Source organism: Azospirillum endophyticum (assembly GCF_016595245.1).
GTDB lineage: Bacteria > Pseudomonadota > Alphaproteobacteria > Azospirillales > Azospirillaceae > Azospirillum > Azospirillum endophyticum.
Genome location: NZ_JAENHM010000030.1, coordinates 209,222 through 234,658, shown reverse-complemented (window position 1 = coordinate 234,658; position 25,437 = coordinate 209,222). Strand labels below are relative to the sequence as shown.

Below are 25,437 nucleotides of genomic sequence, written 5' to 3'. Positions count from 1 at the left end.
GGCGGCGCCCCAACTCAAGAGCGCCATGACGTCCGAAAACGCACCCCTCATCGCCCCGGAACCGCGCCCCGGCTCCAACCTTCCGGAATTCACCGTCGGCGACCTCGCCCGCCGGCTGAAGCGCAGCATCGAGGAGGAATTCGGCTTCGTCCGCGTCCGCGGCGAGATCAGCCAGCCGAAGAAGCACAGCTCCGGCCATTGCTACATGCGCCTCAAGGACGACACCGCGGTGATCGAGGCGGTGTGCTGGCGCGGCACCATGGCGAAGCTGGCCATCAGGCCGGAGGAAGGGCTGGAGGTCATCGTCACCGGGCGGATGACGACCTATCCCGGCCGCTCGCAGTACCAGCTGATCGTCGAGTCGATGGAACTCGCCGGCGAAGGTGCCCTGCTGAAGATGCTGGAGGAGCGCAAGCGCCGGCTGACGGCGGAGGGACTGTTCGATCCCGCCCGCAAGAAGCGCATCCCCTTCCTGCCCGACGTGATCGGCGTCGTCACCTCTCCCACCGGGGCGGTGATCCGCGACATCCTGCACCGGCTGAACGACCGCTTCCCCCGCCATGTCCTGCTGTGGCCGGTCGCGGTGCAGGGCGAGCGCGCGGCGGCCGAGGTGACGGCGGCCATCGAGGGCTTCAACCGCATCCAGCCGGGCGGAGCCCAAGGGAGCCGGGTGCCCCGGCCAGACCTGATCATCGTGGCGCGCGGCGGCGGCTCGCTGGAAGACCTGATGGCCTTCAACGAGGAGAATGTCGTCCGCGCCGCGGCAGCCAGCGCCATCCCGCTGATCTCCGCCGTCGGGCACGAGACCGACACCACGCTGATCGACTTCGCGTCCGACCTGCGGGCGCCCACCCCGACCGCCGCCGCCGAGATGGCGGTGCCGGTGCGCGGCGAATTGCTGGCCCAGATCCTCGATGACGAGCGCCGCCTGCTCGCCAGCGCCTTGCGCGCGGTGGAGGACCGCCGCAACCGGGTGGAGGGGCTGGCCCGCGGCCTGGGCGATCCCCGCGCCTTGCTGGAGGGCCATGCCCAGCGGCTGGACGACCGGGCGGAGCGGCTGAACCTCGCGGCCTCGGCCCTGCTGGAACGCCGCCGCACCCGGGTCGGCGAACTGGCCGCCAAACTGCGCCACCCGCGCGAGAAGCTGGCCCAGGCCGACCAGAAGCTGGTTTCGGAAAGCCGAGCGCTCGATTCGGCCCTGCGCCATGCGGTGACCACCGCCGGCGGGCGGTTCGACCGCGTCGCCGGCCGGCTGTCGCTGACCCCGGCCCGGGTCAAGCTGGCCGACGGCGAGCGCCGCGTCGCCGACCTGACGCCGCGCCTCGACCGCAGCTATGCCAAGGGCGTCGCCGACAAGGCGGCGAAGCTGGCATCGCTCGGCCAGTTGCTGGAGAGCTACAGCTACAAGGGCGTGCTGGCCCGCGGCTTCGCCCTGGTCGAGGATCGCGACGGCCGCCCGGTGACCCGCGCCGACCAGGCGACGCCGGGTCTGGCGGTCAACATCGTCTTCGCCGACGACGCCAAGGTCGCCGCGACCATCGACGGCGGCGCGCCGAAGATGGAGACGAAGCCGGAACTGCAGGGGGAGGCCAAGCCGGAGAAGAAGGTGGCGCCGCGCAAGCCGCGGGTGGTTCCGGTGCAGGGGAGTTTGTTTTAGAGCCTGTTTGAGAACTGGCTAAGAACGCAATGTGCAGCGGGTAGAGCGAGATTTATACTGCTGCATATTGCATTCTTGCCGCATTCTCAAACAGGCTCTAAATAAAACAGGCCTGAAAACCAGGTAAATCGATGAACTCAACTCATTGGAGCAGAAGCCCAGAGCCGACCCTGAGTGCTTCCGCGCCCATGCTCATTCTTCCTTTGCGGCAAGCAGCGCAGCCAAGGCAGCTATGGCGGGGATAACGCCGGCGCTATCGCTGTCGAAGCGCAGACCGAGTGGAATGTGCCGCACGGCGCCACTGGCGAGCTGCAGCCGCACCAGCCGGCCCGCGTCAAGATCCGCCTCGATCATGTGATGCGGCAACCAGCCATAACAAAGCCCCCGGCGCACCGCCTCGATCGCCGTTTCCACCGAGTTCATGCGCCAGACCCGCCCTTCCTCCCAAAGCGAATTGGCGTTCGGGACAATGGCGGCTTCCGCCTCGCGCATCTCCACCCGCAAATGGCTCGAGAGCATGATGCGCGTCAGCGTGTGCTGGGCTTGCGCGAGCGGATGCACCGGCGCCGCCACGGCCAGCAACGGCATATCGGCGATCAGCGTGGTCCAGCGCGCCCCGGGCTCGGCCAGCAGCACGGCGAGGTCGTACTCTGCGTCGGGAGTCTCCTGCAGTGTCCGGTGCACCACCTCGCACAAGGAGACCTCGACCTGCGGATATCGCAAGGCGAACGCCTCCAGCGCATCGAACAGACGCGGTTTGGGGAACAGCGTGTCCACCAAGACCCGAAGCCGCACGCTTCCGCCTCCGGCGATGGCACGCCCACGCTCCTCCAGCCGAGCGAGTTCATCGATCAACGGCATCGCTTCCGCCAGCAGCGCAGCTCCTGCCTCGGTGAGCACCGCCCGCCGTCCCTGCGGCTCCAGCAACGCCACCCCGAGCGTCTCCTGCAGCCGCGCCACGGCATAGCTCACCGAGGACTGGCTGCGGTGCAGCGCGGCGGCGGCCTGAGCGAAGCCGCCATGCTCGACGACGGCCCGCAAGACGCCCCATTGCTCTATGGTCGAATGCGGCAGGTGATCCATGGAGGCCTCCCCGAACGGACCATAATCCTATCTGATATTCCGATTGTTTTGCACGGAAAAGAGCGCTTTTTATTCGGATAATCAGATGCGACTCTCCTCTCCAGCAGCCAACCGGGAGAGCCCGCCATGTCCGATCCCTTCGAATCCACCAAGCCCGAGGAATTGACCGATTTCATCGGCCGCCACTTCATCTACACCTATGACAATGGCTGGCAGTACGAGTTCTACGTCAAGAACGACCGCACCGTGGACTACCGCATCCACAGCGGCATGGTCGGCGGGCGCTGGGTGCGCGATCAGATCGCCCATATCGTCCGCCTCGCCCCCCAGGTCTTCAAGGTGTCCTGGGACGAACCCACAGGCACCGCCGTCAGCCTTGCCTTCAACCTGGAGGCCCGCCGGGTGCATGGGGTGATCTTCTTCCCCCGCTGGGTCGCCGAGGCGCCTGAGAAAACGGTCTGTTTCCAGAACGAGCATCTCGACGAGATGCGGGCCCTGCGCGACGCAGGTCCGACTTATCCGCGCCTGGTGATCGACGAATTCGCCCCGATCACATTCTTGGAAAATTGCGGCCCGGATAATCAAGAGGTAATCGCCTGCGCCCCCTCCGAGCTGCCGGCAGGTTACGCCGACCGCAGAAACGGCGGGAACTGATCATGGCGTGGTCGAACCGGTTATTGGCGGGAGCAATGGCAATGGCTCTGCTGAGCCAGCCCATCATGGCCGCAGCAGACACCCCGCTGCCCGGCTATACCGAGGGCGCCAAGGTCATCGAGGTGCCCGTCACCGGCGGGCAGATCGATACGCTCAACGGCATCATCTACGCGCAGGTCAACCAGCTGCGGTCGGTGCGCCAATTGCGGATGGACCTGCTGGTGCCGCGCAATGCGGACCGCAAGCCGACCATCGTCTATTTCCCCGGCGGGGGCTTCACCTCCGCCGACTACGGGAAGTTCATCGAGATGCGTATGGCGCTGGCGAAGGCTGGCTTCGTGGTGGCCTCGGCGGAATATCGCGTGGTGCCCGACAAATTTCCGGCCCCCGTCGAGGATGGCAAGGCCGCGGTACGCTATCTGCGGGCACACGCGAAAGACTACGGCATCGATCCGGCGCGGATCGGCGTGCTCGGCGATTCCGCTGGCGGCTATCTCGCGCAGATGCTGGGCACCACCAACGGCGAGAAGAAATTCGACACGGGCGACTTCCTCGACCAATCCTCCGACGTGCAGGCCGCGGCCACGCTCTACGGGATCTCCGACCTGCGCAACATCGGCGAGGGTTTCCCTGAAGCGGTGCGCGAAGTGCACGCCTCCCCTGCCGTCACCGAGGCGTTGCTGCTGCATGGCCCCGCCTTCCGTGACTTTCCCGGCGCGACCATTCAGAGCGATCCTACGGAAGCGCTGGCGGCAAGCCCGATGGGACACATCGCTGGCCATGAGCCGCCCTTCCTGATCATGCACGGCAGTGCGGACACACTGGTCTCGCCGCGGCAGAGCGCACAGCTTTACGAGTCCCTGCGCAAGGGCGGCACCCCGGCGGACTATGATCTTGTGGACGGTGCCGGGCACGGGGACATTCACTGGTTTCAGGCGCCGGTGATCGACCGGGTGACGGCTTGGTTCCGCCAGACGCTCGGGGCGCCGCTCAAAGGAGATGCTCAGCCCGTCAACGGCAAGGCGCAGCTCTAGAGCGCGATCGCTTCAAGCGAAATCGCTTGAAGCGTGAATCGCACGGGAAACCAAAAGCTTGGAGTCTGTCTGGTGCCTCAATAAGTACCAGACAGACTCTAAGGGAATTGCTCACCGGGCTGCCAGCCGAACGGGCAATCATCGAATCATGATGCAGCCCGCCGGCGGACAATCACACTGAACTTTATGCCGCGCCGGCAAAGCTCCAGCGCAGGGTCTCGCCGCTGCGGAAGGGCAGGACGGCGTCGCCCTCGCTGACCAGGATCAGGTCGGGGGCGACCGATGGGCGGCGCTCCAGCGCCACGCGCTCCTCGCTGACCGGCAGGTTGTAGAAACGCGGGCCGTTCAGGCTGGCGAAGGCCTCCAGACTGTCGAGCGCGCCGGCCTCGTCGAAGGCTTCGGCATAAAGCTCCAGCGCGTTGGCGGCGGTGAAGCAGCCGGCGCAGCCGCAGGCCGCCTCCTTGGCCGTCACCGTGTGCGGGGCAGTGTCGGTGCCCAGGAAGAACGGCCCCTCGCCGGAGATCGCCGCCTCGACCAGGGCCACCCGGTGGGTTTCGCGCTTGGCGATCGGCAGGCAGTAGAGGTGCGGGCGGATGCCGCCCTGGAAGATGTGGCTGCGGTTGATCAGCAGATGGTGCGCGGTGATGGTGGCGCCGATCCGGCCGCTGGCGGCATGCGCCCGCACGAACTGCACGGCGTCGGCCGTGGTCACATGCTCCAGCACGACGCGCAGGGTCGGATGGCGCTCCAGCAGCGGTGCCAGGATGCTGTCGATGAACACCGCCTCGCGGTCGAAGATGTCGACGGACTGGTCGGTCACCTCGCCATGGATCAGCAACGGCATGCCGATCTCCGCCATGCGCTCCAGCACCGGGGCGATGCGGGCGATGTCGGTGACGCCATGGGCGCTGTTGGTGGTGGCGTTGGCCGGATAGAGCTTGGCGGCGGCGAACACGCCGTCCGTTAATCCCTGCGCCAGATCGACGGCGTCGGTGCCATCGGTCAGGTAGGCGGTCATCAGCGGGGTGAAGGCGACGCCGTCCGGCAGGGCATCCAGGATGCGTTCGCGATAGGCGACGGCATCGGCGGCGGTCGCCACCGGCGGCTTCAGGTTCGGCATCACGATGGCGCGGCCGAACTGGCGGGCGGTGAAGGGCAGGACCGCCTTCAGCATGGCGCCGTCGCGCAGATGGACATGCCAGTCGTCGGGACGGCGGATGACAAGGCGTTCGTTGGGCATGGATCGGGTCCCGGCGCTGATGTCGAAATGGGGCGGTGAGCCTGGACGACGTTCTATCGCCATCGCCGCCGCTACTCAACAGGACCGGGACGCCGCATCCTCGCGCCGCTGCACCTCCCCGTCCGCCAGCCGGCGTTGGCAGGCGGGACGGTGCAGCGGCCTGCACCCTTACTGGATGGTGGTCGAGGTCTTCAGGCCGAGGATGCCGTCGATCTTCGCCGCCTGCTCGGCGGTCACCGGCTTGCCGCCGATGCTGGCGAGTTGCTGCCGAGCGTCGGCCACCGCCTTGTCGCGGGCGGCGCTGTCCTTCAGCGCATGGGCGGCCAGCATCTGCTCGTGGTACTTGCCGAGCTGGACCGACAGCTGATCGGTCGGCTTGGCGCCCAACTCCTTGGCGACGGCGTCGGCTTGGGTCTTGGTGACCTCGGCCTTCGGGGTGGCCGCGACCTGCTCATGCTTGGTCTTGCCGGCTTCGGCCTTGGTGGCGTCGGCCTTGGTCGCCTCGCTCTTGGTGACGGTCTTCTGGTCGGCTTTCTGTTCGACCTTGGTGGTCGGGGCCGGCGTCGTGGTGGTGGAGTCGGTCGTCGCGGCGGTGGTGGACGCGGCCGGAGCGGCCGGAGCGACGGTTGCGGCACCCGCACTCAGCACGGGGGCGGCCGCCAGCAGGGCGGCAAACGCAAAGGTCGAAACGGACGAGCGGATACGCGACCCAAAGACGGTGCCGGACATTTGGTTTCTCCATTTCGGTGAGCGATCCTCGTTGTGGGATCGTGCTTAGATGAACGCGGCCCCGCTGCCGTTCATTCCACGCCCGTCCAAAAAATTTTCGCGGGCATCGAAAAATTTATCCCCGCCTTTTTGGGCGCAGATGACGGGGCCGGCGAAAGGGGCTAGAAAACCCACGCTTTTCCCATCCAAGCGCGGACCTTCTCCGATGAGCCTGATCACGCCCCGCACCCCGCCCGGAACGATGGAGCTGCTGCCGCGCCAGCAGGTGGCCTTCCAGCGCATGCTGGACACCATCCGCCGCGGCTACGAGCGGTTCGGCTTCGTCCCCGTCGAGACCCCGGTGTTCGAGACGGTCGATACGCTGCTGACCAAGTCGGGCGGCGAGACGGAGAAGCAGGTCTATTTCGTCCAGTCGACCGGCGCGATCCAGCAGGGCAACAAGCCGGAACTGGCGCTGCGCTTCGACCTGACGGTGCCGCTCGCCCGTTATGTGGCGGAGCATGAGCGCGACCTCGCCTTCCCCTTCCGCCGCTACCAGATCCAGCGGGTCTACCGCGGCGAGCGGGCACAGCGCGGGCGTTTCCGCGAATTCTACCAGTGCGACATCGACGTGATCGGCAAGGACAGCCTGTCCGCCCATTACGACGCCGAGATCCCGGCGGTGATCCACCATGTCTTCACCGAGCTGAACTTCGGCGGCTTCACCATCAACGTGAACAACCGCAAGATTCTGCTGGGCCTGCTCGACGGGCTGGGCGTCGCCGACGCCGACACCCGCGTGCTGGTTCTGCGCGAGATCGACAAGCTCGACAAGATCGGCCAGGACAAGGTGCGCGCGAGCCTGCTCGGCCTCGGCGTGACCGAACATGCCGCCGACACCATCCTGTCGCTGATCGCCATGACCGGCAGCAACGCCGAGACGCTGGCGGCGCTGGGCGCGCTCGACATCGAGACCGCCCTCTTCCGCGAGGGCGTCGGCGAGTTGACCACCGTCATCGAGGGGCTGAACGCCTTCCAGGTGCCGGAAGGGACGGTGCGCATCAACCTCGCCATCGCGCGCGGCCTCGATTACTACACCGGCACCGTCTACGAGACTTTCCTGAACGACCATCCCGGCATCGGTTCGGTCTGCTCGGGCGGGCGCTACGAGAATCTCGCCAGCCACTACACCAAGTCGAAGCTGCCGGGCGTCGGCATCTCGATCGGTGCCACCCGCCTGTTCTACCAACTGATGGAGGCCGGCCTGATCAAGGACGCCGCCCCCACCGCCCAGGTGCTGGTGACGCAGATGGACCCGGCCCTGTCGGCCGATTATTTCCGCATGGCGAGCGAGCTGCGCGCCGCCGGCATCAACACGGAAATCCAGCTGGACGGCGGCAAGATCGCCAAACAGATGAAATACGCCGACCGCGCCGGCATCCCCGTCGTGCTGCTGATGGGCTCCGACGAGCAGGCCCGCGGCACCGCGACCCTCAAGCATCTGGTCAAGGGCGAGCAGGTCGAGGTCCCGCTGGCCGAGCTGGCGGCGCGCGCGAAGGCGCTGCTGGAGGGGTGAGGCGCTCCGTCGTCGCATGAAGCCGCGCGTGATAGAGTAAACATTGGATGATTTCGCCGACGATCCCAGGGTCGTCGGCGTCGTCCCACTGTTCCAATGCCAACGAGCGCGGCCATGTCAGCGACGAACTTCAATACGAAGAACGACACGTTCCGTAAGCTGATGGGCAACGGCCTGACCTACCGTGTGCCCCGTTTCCAGCGCGACTACAGTTGGGGCGAAGAGGAGTGGGACGACCTCTGGCAGGACATCCTCGGAACGGTCAAGGAAGGTGGAGAACCGGCCCACTATATGGGCTATCTCGTGCTCCAATCCTCCGATGATAAACTGTATGACGTCATTGATGGACAACAGCGCCTGACGACGCTGAACATCATCGTGCTCACGGCCCTTCGGCAACTGAAGAAACTGGTCGAGCAGGGCCGAGACGCCGATGCGGCACAAAAACGCCTGGACGGCCTGCGGCAGACCTACATCGGCTACCTCGATCCGGTGACGCTGGTCGCGCGCTCGAAGCTGTCTTTGAACCGCAACAACGACACCTATTTCCAGACCTACCTTGTGCCTCTGATCGACAACCCACCACAGCGAGGGATCAAGCCCTCGGAAAACCTCCTTCGCCGGGCGTTCGAATGGTTCGGAGGCCGCCTGCAGGACTATCTGCAAGGCGCAACGGATCCCGGAATGGAAACAGCTCGACTGATCGATACGATGAGCGATCGCCTGTTCTTCACAGTGATCACCGTGACCGACGAACTGAATGCATACAAGGTATTCGAAACCTTGAACGCGCGCGGTGTCCGGCTATCGGCAACGGATCTTCTGAAGAACTACCTGTTCTCGGTCTTGCACCGCGAAGAGCAGCACGAGCACGAGTTGATGGTCCTGGACAACAGATGGGAGCGGATCGTCGGACGTCTGGCCGCCGCCAGCCTTCCGGATTTCCTGCGATTCCATTGGATCAGCCGTCGCAGCTTCGTCCGGCAAACCGATCTCTTCAAAGCCGTGCGCAGCGAGATCAAGGTTCGATCCGACGTCTTCTCCCTTCTGAACGCCATGGATGAAGACATCGACACCTATCTGGCGCTGACCAGCCCCGAGGGCTCCAATTGGTCGCAAAGCGCCAAAGACTCCGCCCGGATCATCAAGACGTTCAGCGTCCGACAGCCATTCCCATTGCTGATGGCGGCCAAAAGACGGTTGAACGAGACGGACTTCGAGAAGCTTCTCAAAGCCACCGTCGTTATTTCATTCCGCTACAACGTCATCGGCGGCCTTCTTCCTGCCGAGCAGGAACGCACTTACCATGCGGAAGCCCAGAGGATCAGCAAGGGAGAGCACGGAAACCTGCAGCAGATCCTTGAAGGACTGCGCGGAGTTTACGTTTCCGATGCAAGCTTCCATGCCGCTTTTTCCGAGAAATCGATCGGAACTCTGCAGAGCCGCAACCGCAAGATCGTCCGCTATATCCTGTGCTCATTGGAACGGCAAATGTCGGGCATCGACCTGGACTATGAAAGCAGCAGTTTCAACGTCGAGCACATCTGCCCGGTGAATCCCAGCGGTGGCTGGAGCGCGTTCACCGACGAAGAGGTTGAGACACTGACATCCCGATTGGGAAACATGACGCTTCTCCAAACAAGCACCAACAAGCGACTTGGCAACGCCGAGTACGTCGATAAACGTCCGATCTATGCGGAGAGCATCTACGCCCTGACGCGAGAGATTGCGGAGAACCATGAAGAGTGGATGCCCCGGGCGGTCAGCCAGCGTCAGAAGGCCATGGCCAAGATTGCAACCGCTGTGTGGCGTGTCCCTCAACTCTCGTGATTTTGCCCCTTAAACCCATATTAACCAAAATACCCCTACTGTCCGCGCCGAAACCGGCCGTTTCGGCCGGGCGGTAGAGGGCGTGCAACCGGCATGGCGAAAGGTTCGGTCCAGGGCTGGGCGCGGGCGGGCACATGGGTGCGGCGGACGGCGATCGGCGTCACCCTGGCCGTCACCGTGGCCGCCGCGGGCTATGCCGGCTGGCGGGAGATGGAGACCTCGCGCCTCCAGGCCCGGCTGCTGTCCGGCGTCGCCCAGTCGATGACCGTCAGCTTGCGCGAAGGCCCCAACCCGCAGGCGCGCTACCCCAAGCATGGCCCCTACAACGAGCGGCTCGGCTACACCGCCCTGCCCGGCCAGCTCGACGCGCTGACCCATGACCTCTATGCGGTCGAACGGCAGGCGGTGCTGTCGCCGGCGCTCGACCGCTTCATGGCCGGCGGCGGCTTTCCGATCTATCGCGAGAAGACGCAGGCCGGGCTGACCCTGCTCGACCGCAACGGCGCCATCATGTATGCGGCCCGCTATCCCGAACGGGTGTTCGACGGCTTCGACGATGTGCCGAAACTGGTCGCCGACACACTGCTGTTCATCGAGAACCGCGAGTTGCTGGACGAGGACCAGCCGCGCCGCAACCCGGCGGTGGAATGGGACCGCTTCGGTGCCGCGGTGGCGATGCTGCCCCTGCAGATGGTCCGGCCGGGCCAGCGCTCCCCCGGCGGCTCGACCCTCGCCACCCAGATCGAGAAGTACCGCCATTCGCCCGACGGCCAGACCGCCGGCAGCGTCGAGAAGCTGCGCCAGATGGCGTCGGCCAGCATCCGCGCCTACAGCGACGGCGAAGACACCACGCTGGCCCGCCGCCGCATCCTGGTCGATTATCTGAACTCCACCCCGCTGACCGCCAGGGCGGGATACGGCGAGGTGAACGGGCTGGGCGACGGGCTGTGGGCCTGGTTCGGCACCGACCTGTCCGTCGCCAAGCGCGTCCTGGCCGAACCGGCGGCGGAGCCGCGGTCCCGGAAGTTGAAGGCTCTGGCCTACAAGCAGGTTCTGGCCCTGCTGCTGGCCCAACGGCGGCCGTCCCATTACCTGATCCAGGATTGCGCCGCGCTCGACCGGCTGGCCGACGCCCATCTGCGGGCGCTGGCCCAAGCCGGCGTGATCGACGCGGGCCTCCGCGACGCGGCCCTCGCCACCCCGTTGGTCTTCCGCGAGGAGGCCCCGACCACTCCCGCCACCTCCTATGTCGAGCAGAAGGCGACCAACGCCATCCGCGCCCGACTGCTGGGCATGCTCGGCGTCTCCAACCTCTATGCGCTCGACCGGCTCGACCTGACCGCGCAATCCACCCTGGATGCCCAGACACAGGCGCGCGTGGTGGAGGTGCTGGGCAAGCTGAACGACCCCACCTATGCCCGCTCGCTGGGGCTGACCGGCGAGCGGCTGCTGGACGCCCGCAACAACGACCTGTCGAAGCTGGTCTACTCGATCACGCTGTACGAGCGCGGTCCCGAGGCCAACTACCTGCGCGTCCAGGCCGACAACCTCGACCAGCCGCTGGACATCAACGACGGGGCGAAGCTCGATCTCGGCTCCACCGCCAAGCTGCGGACGCTGACGACCTACCTGGAGATCGTCGCCGAACTGCACAGCCGCTACGCCCATCTGCCGAAGGAGTTGCTGGCCGACGTTCAGGACGAGGCATCGGACAATCTGACGCGCTGGGCGACGGCGTGGCTGGCCTCGGCCCCCGACCGGCGGCTACCGGCCATGCTCGACGCGGCGATGGAGCGGCGCTATTCCGCCAGCCCGGGCGAGGTGTTCTTCACCGGCGGCGGCCAGCACAGCTTCGTCAACTTCAACAAGGACGACAATGGCCGGATCCTGTCCGTGCAGGACGCGCTGCGGAACAGCGTCAACCTGCCTTTCATCCGGCTGATGCGCGATGTCGTCCAGTTCTACATGGACGAAGGGGCCGATGACGGCGCCGACATCCTGCGCACGCCAGACCACCCGGCCCGCCAAGCCTATCTCGCCCGCTTCGCCGACCGCGAGGGGTCGGACTTCCTCAACCGCTTCTACAACGACTACCGCAAGCGCACGCCGGACGAGGCGCTGGCCCGGCTGGCGACCCGCTCGCGCCCGGTGCCGCACCGGCTGGCGGTGATCTTCCGTACCGTGCGGCCCAAGGCCGGGCTGGCCGACTTCTCCGCCTTCCTGCGCGCCCGGCTGCCGGAAATCACGCTGTCGGACACTCAGCTCTCGGCGCTCTACGCCAAATACGGACCGGACCGCTTTCCGCTGAACGATCTGGGCTATCTCGCCCGCGTCCATCCGTTGGAGCTGTGGCTGGTCGCCTATCTCCAGCAGCATCCCGACGCCAAGCGGGCCGAGGTGCTGGCCGCCAGCGCCGACGAGCGCCAGGAAAGCTACCGCTGGCTGTTCAAGAAGGGCATGGCCGCCCAGAACACCCGCATCCGCATCGGGCTGGAGGAGGAGGCGTTCCAGCGCATCACCGCCCAATGGCGCAGCGTCGGCTATCCGTTCGAAACGCTGGTCCCGTCGCTGGCGACCGCCATCGGCAGCTCGGCCGATCGTCCGGCGGCGCTGGCGGAATTGATGGGGCTGATCCTGAACGACGGGATGCGCCAGCCGACGGTGAAGATCCGCTCGCTGCATTTCGCCGCCGGCACGCCCTATGAGGCGAAGCTGGGGCTGGGCCCGCTGACGGCCGAGCGCGTGCTGCGGCCGGAGGTCTGCGCCACCCTGCGCCGCGCCCTGATGGACGTGGCGCAGAACGGCACCGCCAAGCGGGTCTGGGGATCCTTCAAGGACCAGACCGGCGCGCCGATCCCGATGGGCGGCAAGACCGGCACCGGCGACCACCGGCTCGACCGCTGGGGGCCGGGCGGCGTGCTGATCGAATCGAAGGCGGTCAACCGCACCGCGACCTTCGTCTTCTACATCGGCGACCGCTTCTTCGGCACGATGACCGCCTTCGTCCATGGGCCGGAGGCCGACGACTACCGCTTCACCAGCGCCCTGCCCGCCCAATTGCTGAAAAGCCTTGCCCCGGCGCTCCAGCCCCTGATCGAGCAGGGCGCCACGCGGACCGCCGACACGCGGCCTGCCCCCACGGGGCTGTGAGGGCCGCCGCATTTTCGCGGCGATGCTTAAAGCCGCTTCGCCGCCCGTGATAGGATGGACGGATCGAGCCCTTGCCGCGGCGACGGCCTGGTGAACACTGAACAGGGACGCGAAGCCTGTTTCATGCCGTTCCAAACGTTCCAGTCGGACCCGCTTTCCGTGAAATTCCGCCACGCCCCTTGACGCGGCCCCCCGATTGCCGTAAGCACGCCGCGCACGCGTCGGCACCCCTGGAGGCCGGCGCCCTTTTCGTTTTGGAGCATCGTCATGACCAAGATCATTCCGCTCGGCGCTGAGACGCGCGAACGGGCCGGCAAGGGGACCGCCCGCCAGACCCGCCGTGACGGCCGTATTCCGGCCGTCATCTACGGTGGCAAGCAGGCTCCCGTAACCATTTCGCTCGAGAAGTTCGAGTTCACCCGCGTGCTGCATCAGCCGGGCTTCTTCACCCACCTGTTCGAAGTGACCGTCGACGGCGCCGGCCACCGCGTCCTGCCGCGCGACGTGCAGTTCCACCCGGTGACCGACGTCCCGCTGCATGTCGACTTCCTGCGCGTGTCGTCCGATACCCGCATCAACGTGCAGGTTCCGGTCGAGTTCGCCGACCAGGACAAGTCGGCCGGCCTGAAGCGCGGCGGCGTCCTGAACATCGTCCGTCACGAGCTGGAGCTGAGCTGCCCGGCCGACAGCATCCCCGAGCACATCACCATCTCGTGCGAGGGCTTCGACGTCGGCGACTCGATCCACATCTCGGCGGTCAAGCTGCCGGAAGGCGTGACCTCGACGATCACCGACCGCGATTTCACCATCGCGACCATCGTTGCACCGTCGGGCCTGAAGTCGGAAGAGGGCGCCGCTTCCTAAACGGAGCGTTCGTTCTTCGAAGATGGTTACGGTGGGGGGCTTCGGCCCCCCGCTTCGTTTTGTGGGGATCGCCTTCCAGAGGGTGAGGGACATGCTGCTACTGGTCGGACTGGGCAACCCCGGCAACGAGTATGCCCGCAACCGCCACAACATCGGCTTCATGGCGGTGGAGACCATCGCCCGGCAGCATCGCTTCACCCCGTGGAAGAAGCGTTTCCAGGGCCAGACCGCCGAGGGCGCCGTCGCCGGCGACAAGGTACTGGCGCTGGAGCCCGCCACCTTCATGAACCTGTCCGGCCAGTCGGTGGTGGCCGCGCTGCAGTTCTTCAAGCTGAAGCCCGAGAACGTCGTCGTCATCCATGACGAGCTGGACCTGCCCCCCGGCAAAATCCGGGTGAAGAAGGGCGGCGGCCATGGCGGGCACAACGGCCTGCGCTCCATCGACGCCCATATCGGCAAGGAATACTGGCGCATCCGGCTCGGCATCGGCCATCCCGGCAACAAGGATCTGGTCAGCGGCTATGTCCTGCACGACTTCGCCAAGGCCGACCAGAGCTGGATCGACCCGCTGCTGGACGCCGTCTCCGACAACCTGCCCCTAATCGTGGAAGGCCAGCCGGAGCTGTTCATGAACAAGGTGACGGTGGCGACGCAGGTACGGTGACGAGCAAGCTGTAGCGTTGTAGTATGGGATGAGGTCGTTGCCTATATCTCGATCACGATCCGCATTTCCACATCGAGGCCGCCGGAACGCTCATGATGTCCCCTTTCATCCGCCATGTAGCCATCCGCAATTACAAAAGCATTGCCGCATGTCGCCTGAACCTGGGTCCTTTGACTTTTCTGGTCGGCCCTAATGGCGCTGGCAAAAGCAACTTCCTTGATGCACTCCGCTTTGTGGCAGACGCATTGCGTAGTTCCCTAGACCATGCGCTCCGGGATCGGGGAACCATTAAAGAAGTTCGCCGCCGATCAGGCGGTCATCCAAACCACTTTGCGTTGCGCTTCGGATTCGAGCTTCCGAACGGTCAGACAGGCCATTACGCTTTCCGTGTTGGGGCAAAACCTGCAGGGGCTTACGAGGTTCAAGACGAGGAATGTTTCATTCATGCTCTCGATGCGCTCGGCCCCTCACACTATTTCCGTGTGCAGTCAGGCAAGCTTGTAGAAAGCTCCGTGACGCCGATGCCAGCTGTAATTGCTGACCGGCTTTACCTTGTTTCTGCATCGGGCATTCCCGAATTCCGTCCCGTGTACGATGCTTTGTCGAGCATTGAGGTATATAATCTTAACCCTCGTGAAATAGCAGCGATGCAAAGACCTGATCCCGGCGACTTATTAAGGCGGGATGGTAGTAACGCTGCAAGCGTACTGCATCAACTTTCTCCTAATGTTCGAGAGGCTATCCGAGATAATTTATCCAGGATTGTGCCTGGGATAGCTGATGCCGAAGCGAAAACGTTAGGATCACAAGAAACCATAGAATTCCGTCAAATTGTCCGTGGGCAGCCGCATCCATGGCGTTTCCTTGCAGGGGCCATGTCCGATGGAACACTAAGAGCATTCGGTATTTTACTTGCCGTTTTCCAGGCTGCGTCCTCAAGAGCGGGAAACAATCCGCCATTATTGATCGGTCTTGAGGAACCGGAGGTTGCCCTACATCCGGCGGCAGCCGGAGTTCTATTGTCGGCTCTTCGTGAAGGCGCTCGCCACTGCCAAATCATCGTCACTAGTCACAGTCCGGATTTGCTCGATAATCCGGATATTCCTATAGACTCTTTGCTTGCTGTTGAGAATCACGAGGGGCTGACTTGCATAGGTCCTATCGACGAAGCTAGCAAGCAAATGCTGCGCGATCATCTGTTCACGCCGGGTGAATTGTTGCGCCAACGTCAACTCTCACCGGATCGGGAGGCTCTTGAAGATATCAGCGATGAGCGGCAACTAAAGCTGTTTAACATCGTCGGACGCTGAACTATGACTTTCATCGCCCCTATCGTCGAAGGTCAGGGAGAAGGCGAAGCGGTACCAATTCTCCTTCATAGAATTGCCAAGCACATTAATAAATCTGAAGAGGATTATACCAAACCACTCCTTATCAATCCGCCGATTAGGATCAAGGCCACCGCTTTTCTGAAATTTGATGCTTATTTCTCCAAGCATGTTGCACTAGCGTCCGCCAAGGCAAAGGAAAGAAATGGTAGCGTTCTGATCCTATTGGATTGCGAGGATGATTGTCCCGCTCACCTAGGCCCAAGAATACTGGCCAAGGCTAAGGCCGTGCGCGACGACGTTCCCTATTTGGTTGTTCTGGCTTCGCGAGAGTTCGAAACTTGGTTCATGACCGCCGCGGTATCACTGCGCGGTTATTTCGGATTGCCAGCGGATCTTACCCCTCCCCCCAATCCCGAAAGCCGGCGAGGAGCCAAGGAGTGGCTAGGGTCGCGGATGACCAGTGGATATGATCCGGTCACCCACCAGCACCAGATGACACGCATCTTCGATCTTGAGCAAGCCAAAGCCAATCCGTCCTTCCGGCGCTTCTGCGAACGCCTGCGGATGGTGATGTTGGGGAAATGACGGTACAGGCATAGCCGCCCTCCCCCACTTCGCGTTTGCGCTTTGCCCCCCATCGTAGGATAAAGCGCAACAATTCCAGCATTTCCGACGGCGAGCACCCAACCATGGGCTTCAATTGCGGCATCGTCGGCCTGCCGAACGTCGGCAAGTCGACCCTGTTCAACGCGCTGACCGCCACCCAGGCGGCCGAGGCGGCGAATTTTCCCTTCTGCACCAAGGAGCCGAACGTCGGCCGCGTCAGCGTGCCCGACCCGCGGCAGGACAGGCTGGCGGAAATCGCCAAGTCGCAGAAGGTCGTCCCGACCCAGCTGGAATTCGTGGACATCGCCGGCCTGATCCGCGGCGCGTCGAAGGGTGAAGGGCTGGGCAACCAGTTCCTCGCCAACATCCGCGAGGTCGACGCCATCGTCCATGTGCTGCGCTGCTTCGAAGACGACGACATCACCCATGTCGAAGGCAACGTCGATCCGCTGCGCGACGCCGAGGTGGTCGAGACCGAGCTGATGCTCGCCGACATGGAGAGCCTGGAGCGCCAGCTGACCAGCCTGCAGAAGAAGGCCAAGGGCGGCGACAAGGACAGCAAGATCAAGGCCGACCTGATGGAGCGCGCTCTCAAGGTGCTCCAGGACGGCAAGCCCGCCCGCGTCGTCGAGGTGTCGGACGACGAGCGGTCGGTGTTCAAGCAGTTCATGCTGCTGACCGACAAGCCGGTCCTCTATGTCTGCAACGTCGAAGAGGCGTCGGCCGCGACCGGCAACGCCTTTTCCGCCAAAGTCGCCGAAAAGGCCAAGGCCGAGAACGCCGAGGTCGTGGTGATCTCCGCCGCCATCGAGTCCGAGGTCGCCCAGCTTTCCGACCCGGCCGAGAAGGCCGAGTTCCTGGAATCGATGGGGCTGGAAGAAACCGGCCTGAACAAGCTGATCCGCGCCGGCTTCAAGCTGCTGGACCTGATCACCTTCTTCACCGTCGGCCCGAAGGAGACGCGGGCCTGGACCGTGCGCCGCAACGCCAAGGCGCCCGAGGCCGCCGGCGTCATCCACACCGACTTCGAGCGCGGCTTCATCCGTGCCGAGACCATCGACTACACCAGCTTCGTCACGCTGGGTGGCGAGCAGGGGGCGAAGGACGCCGGCAAGATGCGCCAGGAGGGCAAGGAATACGTCGTCCAGGACGGCGACATCTTCCACTTCCGCTTCAACGTCTGAGGCATGCTGACCGGGGGAACGGGGGCTTCATGGCCCCCTTCCCCCTGCGCTGTCACCCAACCGTCATATTGTCGTAACATTCAGCACTCCCTGCCCTTCAGTTAGGGGTGCTGCCTGACCGCATCCCCGATCCGACGGAGGGGGTGCGATGCAGGCGACACGGGTGCTGCTGGAACTCGCCGGAAATGTCGTGCTGCTCCTGTGGGGGCTGCACATGGTGCAGAGCGGGCTCACCCGGGCATTGGGCGGCGATCTGCGCCGCATCCTGGGGGCCGGGCTGCGCAACCGCTGGACCGCCTTCCTGTCCGGCATGGGCATCACCATGCTGCTGCAGAGCAGCACCGCTACCGGCCTGATGGCGACCGGCTTCACCGCCACCGGGCTGGTGTCGCTGATGCCGGCGCTGGCGGTGATGCTGGGCGCCAATGTCGGCTCCACCCTGATCGTCCAGATTCTCGCCTTCGACGTCGCCCATGTGGCGCCGGTCCTGCTGCTGGGCGGTTTCATCGCCTTCCGCCGCGGAGCCCGGACCCGCAGCCGCGACCTCGGCCGGGTCGCCATCGGGCTGGGCCTGATGCTGCTGTCGCTGCACCTGCTGCTGGCGACCATCGCCCCGGCCGAGAACGCGCCGATGCTGCGGCGGATGCTGACGATGCTGACCGCCGACCCGGTGGTGGCGGTGATGCTGGCCGCCATCCTGTCCTGGGCCGCCCATTCCAGCGTCGCCGCCATCCTGCTGATCGCTTCGCTGGCCGGCGGCGGGGTGATCGGGCCGGAAGCCGCCGTCGCCATGGTGGCCGGCGCCAATCTGGGCAGTGCCGTCAACCCGGTGATCGAGGGCCCGGGCGGCGACGGCCGCAACCCGGCGGCCCGGCGGCTGCCGGTGGGCAACCTGATCAACCGCCTCGTCGGCTGCCTCATCGTCGTGCCGCTGCTGGGACCGATCACGGCCGGACTGCAGACGGTATCGCCGGATGCCGCGCGGCTGGCCGCCAACTTCCACCTCGCCTTCAATCTGGCGATGGCCGGGCTGTTCATCGGTCCGCTGCCCTGGTTCGCGCGGGTCCTGACCCGGCTGTTCCCGGAACGGGTGGCGGTCGCGGATCCGGCGATGCCGCTCTATCTCGACCGCAGCGCCCTGCGTGTTCCCCATCTCGCCATCGCCAACGCGGCACGCGAGGCGCTGCGCATGGCCGATACCGTCGACGGCATGCTGCGCGGAGCGCTGGACGTGATCCAGACCGACGACCGCAAGCGGGTGCAGGAGATCCGCCGGATGGACGATGTGCTGGACCAACTGCATGAGGCGATCAAGCGCTACCTCACCCAGATCAATGTCGAGGACCTGGACGAACGCGACGCCCGCCGCGTATCGGATGTGCTGACCTTCACCATCAACCTGGAGCATGTCGGCGACATCGTCGACTGCAACCTGATGGACACCGCATCGAAGAAGATCCGCCGCAAGCTCCGCTTCTCGACCGAAGGGGCGGCCGAGATCGCCGGCATGCTGGAGCGGTTGAGCGAGACCCAGCGGCTGGCCGCCGCCGTCTTCGTCTCGGGCGACGTCCGCTCCGCCCGCACGCTGATCCACGAGAAGGAGGTGATCCGCGATCTGGAGACCAGCGCCACCGAGGCGCATTTCGCCCGGCTGCGCGCAGGACGGACTGAAAGTGTGGAAACCAGTGCCCTTCACCTCGATATCCTGCGCGACCTGCGCCGGATCAACGCCCATCTGGTCGCCACCGCCTATCCTGTGCTCGACCAATCGGGGGAACTGCTGCCCAGCCGCCTCAAACGGGGAACGGCGCGGGCCTGACCGCCTCTCCCGATCGGGGTGCGGCATGGCTTCGGCTTCGACCTTTTCTTGTCACCGGCTCAGCCACGTTAATACTTTCGTAACCATATAAAATTCGTCAAGCTCTTTCGCGACATGGTTAACAAACCGTTCCTATGGTTGTTATGGCAGTGGACACCAAAGAACGGTCGTCGAGCCAAGGCATGGTTGTCGAAAGGGAGTTGACGGTGGCGAACACGCACGCGACGTCGCACGGGCCCGGTGCACCGGGAATATCCGACGCCGGATTCGTCGAGCGGGTGCGCGACGCCATCGACCGGCAGGAACTGTCGCTCGTCTTCCAGCCACAAGCGGATGTCGCCACCAACCGGCTGACCGGGTTCGAGGCCCTGTCGCGCTGGCGCCTGTCCGACGGCACCATGCTGCCCCCCGACGTTTTCGTGCCGATGGCCGAACAGGGCGAGGCGATTCATCTCCTGGGCGAATGGACGCTGCGGACGGCCTGTGCCGCGGCGGCCGGCTGGGTCCGCGCCGGCTATCCCGACATTCCGGTGTCGGTGAACCTGTCGGCGCGGCAGCTCGACGACCCGGGACTGGTGCTGAAGGTGCTGGGGATCCTGGCCGAGACCGGCCTGCCTGCCGCCAACCTGAAGCTGGAGCTGACCGAAACCAGCATGTTCAGCCAAGCCGCCGAGGCCCGGGAAGCACTGGTGCAGTTGCGGGGGGCCGGGATCAGGCTGGTGCTGGACGATTTCGGCACCGGCTGGTCGTCACTGGCGACCCTGCGGCGGGTCCCGGTCGAAGCGCTGAAGATCGACAAGCAGTTCGTCCAGGCCATGGTGGAAGACCGCGATGCCGCCGCCATCGTCCAGGCTGTGGTGGCGCTGGCCCACGCGCTCGACCTCGGCGTGGTGGCGGAGGGGGTGGAGACGCCGGAACAGCGGCTCTATCTGCAGGCCTACCGGTGCGATGTGCTGCAAGGCTACTGGCTGTCGCGCCCGCTGACCACCGACGGCGTGAGCGATTTCCTCGCCAAGCGCAGCGTGATCGTGCGGTCTATCGGTGACCTGGGGCCTGCCGCTGGCCCGCAGACATCAGGATGACCCGGCGGGTCTCGTCCCATTCCGTCAGTTCCCCCGCCTCCTCGGCGGTCGCCCAGCAGGCCTCCAGCGCATCGTCGGCGCAGAGCGGATCGCCCTCGGCGCTTTCCGCAGCCACCTCGACCAGCGTGTAGTGGTAGTGGACGCGCCCCTCGGCATCGGGGGTGATGGCGTCGACCACGGTGACGATCCCGGTCGGCACAACCTCCACCCCGGTCTCCTCCCGAACCTCGCGCACCGCGGTTTCGAACACGGTCTCGCCGACCGACTGCGCCCCGCCCGGCAGGCTCCACTGGCCCATCCGCGGTGCCTTGCCCCGCCGGATCAGCAGGACCTTGTCTCCCCGCCAGACGACGACCCCGACGCCGACCCAGGGACGGTCGGGATATTCGCGGCTGGAACGGTCGGGCGGGGTGACGGACATGAACGGCTCCCTATCGATGGCTTGACCCGAGGGTAGCGCGGTCCGACACTGGGACACCAGATGCGAAGACACAGCACCGCGTCTTGCCGCTGCTCCGATCCGATTTTTACGGCCGCCCCATGAAGCTCAACGAGATCCGCACCTTCATCGCCGTGGCCGATGCGCAGTCGGTGCAGGAGGCCGGCAACCGCCTGGGGCTGACCCAGTCGGCGGTGTCGCGGCTGATCCAGCGGCTGGAGGCGGAGCTGGGCGTCGTTCTGTTCGACCGGCAGACCAAGCCGCTGGCATTGACCCGAGACGGGGAACTGGCGCTGGCCCATGCCCGGCGCATCCTGGCGGCGGCCAGCGACTTCGCCGACGCCTTCGCCGGATCGGCAGAGCCGCGCGGTCTGCTGCGGCTGGGAACCGCCCATGTGCTGACGGCGCTGACCACCGGACGGCCGCTGGACGAATTGCGTGCCGGCTTTCCCGGCCTGACCCTGCGGCTGCATTCGGACTGGAGCAACCCGCTGGTCGAGCAGGTCCGATCCGGCGCCCTGGACGGCGCGGTGATCCTGCTGTGCGAGGAGCAGGCGCCCCCCGACGACCTGCCGGTCCGCCGCATCGGCACCGAGCCGGTCAACATCATCGCGGCCCCGGAAGACGCCTCCGCCGATCTGGCCGCCATGAACCGGCGCGGCTGGGTTCTGCAACCGAACGGCTGCCGCTACCGCGAGGCGCTGCATCAGGCCTTGGCACCGCTCGGCCTGCAGCCGAACGTGACGGTGGAGGCTTACGACCAGAGCCTGCTGGTCTCGCTGGTGGCGCGCGGCGTCGGTTTCGGTCTGGCGCCGATGGGACTGATCGCGCCGATCCCCGGCGCGGCGACGGTCCGGCCGCTCGACCTCCCCAACTTCCGGATGGCGGTGACGATCTGGCTGATCCAGTCGCGGACGACCGGACGTATCGGACCGGTGTTCGACCGGCTGGAGGAAGCGCTCCGGCGTGAAATGGCTGCCGGCGGCCGATCCGGTTGCCTGATGGAACAAGATTCCCTGCTGCATTCCGCTGCGGAATGACCCGGCTGCCGATTATGAATTTGCCGGACTGTTGACGCCCGCCTATCGTCGGGGCAGACGCAATTCCACTGCGAGCAGTTCCACAACACCGGCGCGCACCGACGCCCCGGGTCCGGGAGGATGCCTTGACCACCGCCAACCCTGCACCGGCGCCCTCCTGGAGGACGCCCGCACTCGTCGTGATCTGCGGCTGCCTGATCTCGATGCTGGCCTTCGGACCAAGGTCCAGCATGGGCCTGTTCATCGGCCCGCTTTCGGAAACCCGCGGCTGGGGCCGCGACGTCTTCGCCCTGGCGATGGCGATCCAGAACATTCTCTGGGGTGCCGGCGGCCCCTTCGCCGGGGCGCTGACCGACCGCTACGGCCCGGCCCCGGTCTTGGCCGGCGGCGGGCTGCTCTATGCGGCCGGGCTGCTGCTGATGCCCTATGCCACCACCAGCGCCGAGCTGTACCTGACGGCCGGCGTGCTGATCGGGCTGGGTCTCTCCGGCGCCTCCTTCGGCATCATCATCGCCGGCTTCACCCGGCTGCTGCCGCCGGAACAGCGCAGCTGGTCGGTCGGCATCGCCACCGCCGCCGGTTCGATGGGCCAGTTCCTGTTCGCGCCGATGGGGCAGGCCTTCATCGCCGGCTTCGGCTGGCAGACCGCCCTGATGCTGATGGCCGCCTCGATGATCGCGGTGCCGCTGCTGGCCATCGTCTTCCCCGGACCCAAGGGCATGGCGGCGCGCAACGTGCCGGCGGTGACCGGCGCCAACATCGGCTTCGTCGCCGCGGTGCGTCAGGCCTTCCAGCACCGCAGCTATGTGCTGCTGGTTTCCGGCTTCTTCGTCTGCGGCTTCCAACTGGCCTTCATCACCACCCACCTGCCGCCCTACCTGACCGCCGCCGGCATCAGTCCGACGCTGGCCGCCTGGGCGCTGGCGCTGATCGGCCTGTTCAACGTCGTCGGTTCCTACGCCTCCGGCATCCTGTCGGGCAAGATCAGCAAGCGCTACCTGCTGTGCGCCAACTATTTCTCGCGCGGCATCGCGACGGCGGTCTTCATCCTGCTGCCGATCTCGCCGGTCACGGTCGTCGCCTATGCCGCGGTGATGGGCCTGCTGTGGCTGTCCACCGTACCGCCGACCTCCGGCCTCGTCGCGCTGATGTTCGGCACCCGCTACATGGGCACGCTCTACGGCTTCGCCTTCTTCAGCCATCAGGTCGGCGGCTTCCTGGGCGTCTGGCTGGGCGGCGTGCTGTATGAGCGTACGGGGTCCTACGACGTCGTCTGGTGGCTGGGCGTGGCCCTGGCCATGTTCGCGACCATCATCCACTGGCCGATCGCCGAGAAGCCCGCCCCGTCGCTGGCTGCGGCCGAGGCGAAGGCGTAAGGTAAGTCCCATGAGCGACAGTCCCACCGCCCCCTCTCCCGGACTCCCCATCGGCCACGGCCTCGCCGCGGCGCTGCTGGGCGGCATCCTGCTGGTCTGGGCCGGGCTGATGGGGCTGTCGCTGCAACGTGCCGCCCTGCCGGATGCGACCGACGGCATGATGCTGGCGGTCTTCTCCCCCGGCACCAGCGATGCCGAGGCGATGGCGGCGATGGTTCGGGCCGGGGGCGAACCGGTGCGCTCGACCTGGCTCGGTTTCGCCTGGGTCGCCCGCGGGGTGGACCCCGGATTTGTCGGCCGGCTGAAGGCGGAGGGGGCGCTGGCCGCCTTCGGTGAGCTTCCGGTCGGCCCGACGCTGGGCGGCTGCACCGCCACCCCGGTCGACGCCGCCAAGATCGCCGCGACCCGCCTGCAATAGCCGCGTCTTTCCGCCCTGTGGGTCAGCTTGGGCCTTACCAACGGTGGACGCGCGGAACTTGCGGTGTCATAGTGCGGCCCGCATTCGACCAGCCCCGTTTCCGCGGGGCCAGACTCCGGAATTCGTGAGCGACGATGAGCGAGCCGATCTCCCTGTTCACCAAACTGGCGAACATCCATATCCGTTACGTCACATGGCGTCGGGGCGCCAAGGTCGGCAGCGACCGCTTCGGCAACGTCTATTACCGCAGCAAGGACACCAAGGCCGGCACGCGCGAGCGGCGTTGGGTCCTGTATGCCGGTGAGCCCGACGCCTCCAAGATCCCGCCGGAATGGCATGGGTGGCTGCACCACACCACCAGGGAGCCGCTGCCCGAGGGGTCGAGCGCCTTCCACAAGCCGTGGCAGAAGGAACATCTGCCCAACATGTCGGGGTCTGTGCAGGCCTACCGTCCGCCCGGCCATGTGCTGGCCGGCGGTCAGCGCGTGCCGGCCACCGGCGATTACGAGCCCTGGACTCCGAGTTGATCCCTGCCAGGACCGGCCATCACGTCGGAACGGAAAGCCCGGCCCATTTCGGGCCGGGTTTCGATTCGGGAACTCGCAGCAGGATAGCTCTATGCGCCGGAATGTGATCGAAACCGTGCTGGGCGGCGTCGTGCTCGCCGTAGCCGCCGTGTTCCTTGCCTTCGCCTACAAAAGCGCCGACCTGCGCAAGGTGCAAGGCTATGACCTGACCGCCAACTTCAACAGCATCACCGGACTGCAGAGCGGTGCCGACGTGCGGATCAGCGGCGTGAAGGTCGGCACGGTCACCGGGCTGACACTTGATCCCACCAGCTATCAGGCAGTGGTCCATCTGTCGATCGACAATTCGGTGAAGCTGCCCAAGGACACCGCGGCGGTCATCGCGTCGGAAAGCCTGTTGGGCGGCAAGTTCCTGTCGCTGGAGCCGGGCGGCGATCCCGACGCCATCAAGCCGAACGGCAAGATCGAGTTCACGCAAAGCACCCCGGGCCTGGAGCAGTTGCTGGGCCAGGTCATCTTCTCCCTGCAGAGCATGAGCAAGCCGGGCGACCAGTCATCCAACGGCCAATCTTCTCAGGCGCCCGGCCAAATGCAGGGCCAAGCCCCGGCCCAGCCGCCGAAACTGTAAGCTCGCCCAACCTGGGCGTGGCCGGAACCGACGGCCACGCCCGAGCGTTCCTTCCTGTATCCGGACGGCTGCCGGCCACAAGGCAATGCCGCCGGATTGCGAAGCCGGAGGAATTGCGATGCGTCTGTCCCATCTGACCATGTTCGGTCTTGCCCTGGCGACCGCGGCCTGTGGCGCCAACATGGAGGAGAAGGCGGCAACCGGCGGGCTTGGCGGCGCTGCGGCGGGCGCCGTGGTCAGCGGTCCGGCCGGAGCCGCCGCCGGGGCCGGTGCGGGTGCCGCGACCGGAAAGATCGAAGAGCGCAACCAAGCCCAGAGCGGGTCCGGAGCCACCTACAGTGCTCCCGCCTCGCGCAGCAGCGTCACGCGCTGACCCTCACTTTTCCGCAAACGCACATCGGCGTGCCCCGCCACTGGACGCTGACCCCGCTTCCGGGATAGAAGGCGGGGCGCCCCGGCAGAGCTCCCGCCGACAGGTTGGCTCTTGCCACAAGGCGCCGTCCGCAATAACGGAAGCGATCCGACGT

Annotated in this window: 23 protein-coding genes; 19 read left to right on the top strand and 4 right to left on the bottom strand. The window is 65.8% G+C overall.

What is annotated here, in order from left to right; all coding sequences use genetic code 11:
• The first annotated feature begins 25 nt into the window (after positions 1–25).
• Positions 26–1,657, top strand: a complete 1,632-nt coding sequence (xseA, locus tag JHL17_RS10525) for an exodeoxyribonuclease VII large subunit (RefSeq protein ID WP_200192794.1) — start codon at positions 26–28, stop codon at positions 1,655–1,657.
• A gap of 192 nt (positions 1,658–1,849) precedes the next feature.
• Here the strand turns inward: xseA and JHL17_RS10520 are convergent, their stop codons facing one another.
• Positions 1,850–2,740: a LysR family transcriptional regulator gene (locus JHL17_RS10520; protein ID WP_200192793.1), complete on the bottom strand. Its 891-nt coding sequence runs from the start codon at positions 2,738–2,740 to the stop codon at positions 1,850–1,852.
• Positions 2,741–2,866: 126 nt separating this feature from the next.
• On the opposite strand from JHL17_RS10520, the gene JHL17_RS10515 reads away from it, so the two are divergent.
• A complete protein-coding gene (locus JHL17_RS10515; protein ID WP_200192790.1) occupies positions 2,867–3,394 on the top strand; it encodes a phenolic acid decarboxylase in 528 nt (175 codons plus the stop codon).
• Positions 3,395–3,435: 41 nt separating this feature from the next.
• On the top strand, positions 3,436–4,428 hold the full coding sequence (locus JHL17_RS10510) for an alpha/beta hydrolase (protein ID WP_200192788.1): 993 nt from the start codon (positions 3,436–3,438) through the stop codon (positions 4,426–4,428).
• A gap of 184 nt (positions 4,429–4,612) precedes the next feature.
• Here the strand turns inward: JHL17_RS10510 and pyrC are convergent, their stop codons facing one another.
• Positions 4,613–5,668, bottom strand: a complete 1,056-nt coding sequence (gene pyrC, locus JHL17_RS10505; protein ID WP_200192786.1) for a dihydroorotase — start codon at positions 5,666–5,668, stop codon at positions 4,613–4,615.
• A gap of 168 nt (positions 5,669–5,836) precedes the next feature.
• Entirely contained in the window at positions 5,837–6,397 is a 561-nt protein-coding gene (locus JHL17_RS10500; protein WP_200192784.1) for a hypothetical protein, read from the bottom strand.
• A 205-nt stretch (positions 6,398–6,602) separates the two neighbouring features.
• On the opposite strand from JHL17_RS10500, the gene hisS reads away from it, so the two are divergent.
• From hisS to JHL17_RS10450, 10 genes are all read left to right on the top strand, one after another.
• Positions 6,603–7,952, top strand: a complete 1,350-nt coding sequence (hisS, locus tag JHL17_RS10495) for a histidine--tRNA ligase (protein WP_200192782.1) — start codon at positions 6,603–6,605, stop codon at positions 7,950–7,952.
• A gap of 114 nt (positions 7,953–8,066) precedes the next feature.
• A complete protein-coding gene (locus JHL17_RS10490; RefSeq protein ID WP_200192780.1) occupies positions 8,067–9,782 on the top strand; it encodes a DUF262 domain-containing protein in 1,716 nt (571 codons plus the stop codon).
• A 93-nt stretch (positions 9,783–9,875) separates the two neighbouring features.
• Positions 9,876–12,932: a transglycosylase domain-containing protein gene (locus JHL17_RS10485; RefSeq protein WP_200192778.1), complete on the top strand. Its 3,057-nt coding sequence runs from the start codon at positions 9,876–9,878 to the stop codon at positions 12,930–12,932.
• Positions 12,933–13,199: 267 nt separating this feature from the next.
• Entirely contained in the window at positions 13,200–13,796 is a 597-nt protein-coding gene (locus JHL17_RS10480) for a 50S ribosomal protein L25/general stress protein Ctc (RefSeq protein ID WP_200192776.1), read from the top strand.
• Between the two features lie 91 nt (positions 13,797–13,887).
• Positions 13,888–14,460: an aminoacyl-tRNA hydrolase gene (gene pth / locus JHL17_RS10475; RefSeq protein ID WP_200192774.1), complete on the top strand. Its 573-nt coding sequence runs from the start codon at positions 13,888–13,890 to the stop codon at positions 14,458–14,460.
• Positions 14,461–14,552: 92 nt separating this feature from the next.
• A complete protein-coding gene (locus tag JHL17_RS10470; RefSeq protein ID WP_200192772.1) occupies positions 14,553–15,770 on the top strand; it encodes an AAA family ATPase in 1,218 nt (405 codons plus the stop codon).
• 3 nt (positions 15,771–15,773) lie between these two features.
• A complete protein-coding gene (locus tag JHL17_RS10465; RefSeq protein WP_200192770.1) occupies positions 15,774–16,376 on the top strand; it encodes a DUF4276 family protein in 603 nt (200 codons plus the stop codon).
• 104 nt (positions 16,377–16,480) lie between these two features.
• Positions 16,481–17,581: a redox-regulated ATPase YchF gene (ychF, locus tag JHL17_RS10460; protein ID WP_200192768.1), complete on the top strand. Its 1,101-nt coding sequence runs from the start codon at positions 16,481–16,483 to the stop codon at positions 17,579–17,581.
• Positions 17,582–17,729: 148 nt separating this feature from the next.
• Positions 17,730–19,400, top strand: a complete 1,671-nt coding sequence (locus JHL17_RS10455; protein WP_200192766.1) for a Na/Pi cotransporter family protein — start codon at positions 17,730–17,732, stop codon at positions 19,398–19,400.
• Between the two features lie 206 nt (positions 19,401–19,606).
• Positions 19,607–20,482 carry an EAL domain-containing protein gene (locus JHL17_RS10450; protein WP_345773781.1) on the top strand — a complete coding sequence of 292 codons (876 nt, stop codon included), beginning with the start codon at positions 19,607–19,609 and terminating at the stop codon, positions 20,480–20,482.
• Here JHL17_RS10450 and JHL17_RS10445 read toward each other — a convergent pair.
• On the bottom strand, positions 20,436–20,903 hold the full coding sequence (locus JHL17_RS10445) for an NUDIX hydrolase (RefSeq protein WP_200192762.1): 468 nt from the start codon (positions 20,901–20,903) through the stop codon (positions 20,436–20,438). The two genes, JHL17_RS10450 and JHL17_RS10445, sit on opposite strands and share 47 nt — an antisense overlap.
• Before the next feature lie 119 nt (positions 20,904–21,022).
• Here JHL17_RS10445 and JHL17_RS10440 point away from each other — a divergent pair, with 119 nt between their 5' ends.
• The 6 genes from JHL17_RS10440 (at position 21,023) to JHL17_RS10415 (ending at position 25,283) form a co-directional block, all read left to right on the top strand.
• Positions 21,023–21,961, top strand: a complete 939-nt coding sequence (locus JHL17_RS10440; RefSeq protein ID WP_200192760.1) for a LysR family transcriptional regulator — start codon at positions 21,023–21,025, stop codon at positions 21,959–21,961.
• Between the two features lie 125 nt (positions 21,962–22,086).
• Positions 22,087–23,337, top strand: a complete 1,251-nt coding sequence (locus JHL17_RS10435) for an MFS transporter (protein ID WP_200192758.1) — start codon at positions 22,087–22,089, stop codon at positions 23,335–23,337.
• Positions 23,338–23,347: 10 nt separating this feature from the next.
• On the top strand, positions 23,348–23,755 hold the full coding sequence (locus JHL17_RS10430; RefSeq protein ID WP_200192756.1) for a hypothetical protein: 408 nt from the start codon (positions 23,348–23,350) through the stop codon (positions 23,753–23,755).
• A 134-nt stretch (positions 23,756–23,889) separates the two neighbouring features.
• Positions 23,890–24,282 (top strand): NADH:ubiquinone oxidoreductase subunit NDUFA12, encoded by a 393-nt coding sequence (locus JHL17_RS10425; RefSeq protein WP_200192754.1) that lies wholly within the window; start codon positions 23,890–23,892, stop codon positions 24,280–24,282.
• Positions 24,283–24,373: 91 nt separating this feature from the next.
• Entirely contained in the window at positions 24,374–24,910 is a 537-nt protein-coding gene (gene mlaD / locus JHL17_RS10420) for an outer membrane lipid asymmetry maintenance protein MlaD (RefSeq protein WP_200192752.1), read from the top strand.
• A 118-nt stretch (positions 24,911–25,028) separates the two neighbouring features.
• Positions 25,029–25,283 carry a hypothetical protein gene (locus JHL17_RS10415; protein ID WP_200192750.1) on the top strand — a complete coding sequence of 85 codons (255 nt, stop codon included), beginning with the start codon at positions 25,029–25,031 and terminating at the stop codon, positions 25,281–25,283.
• The last annotated feature ends 154 nt before the right edge of the window (positions 25,284–25,437 follow it).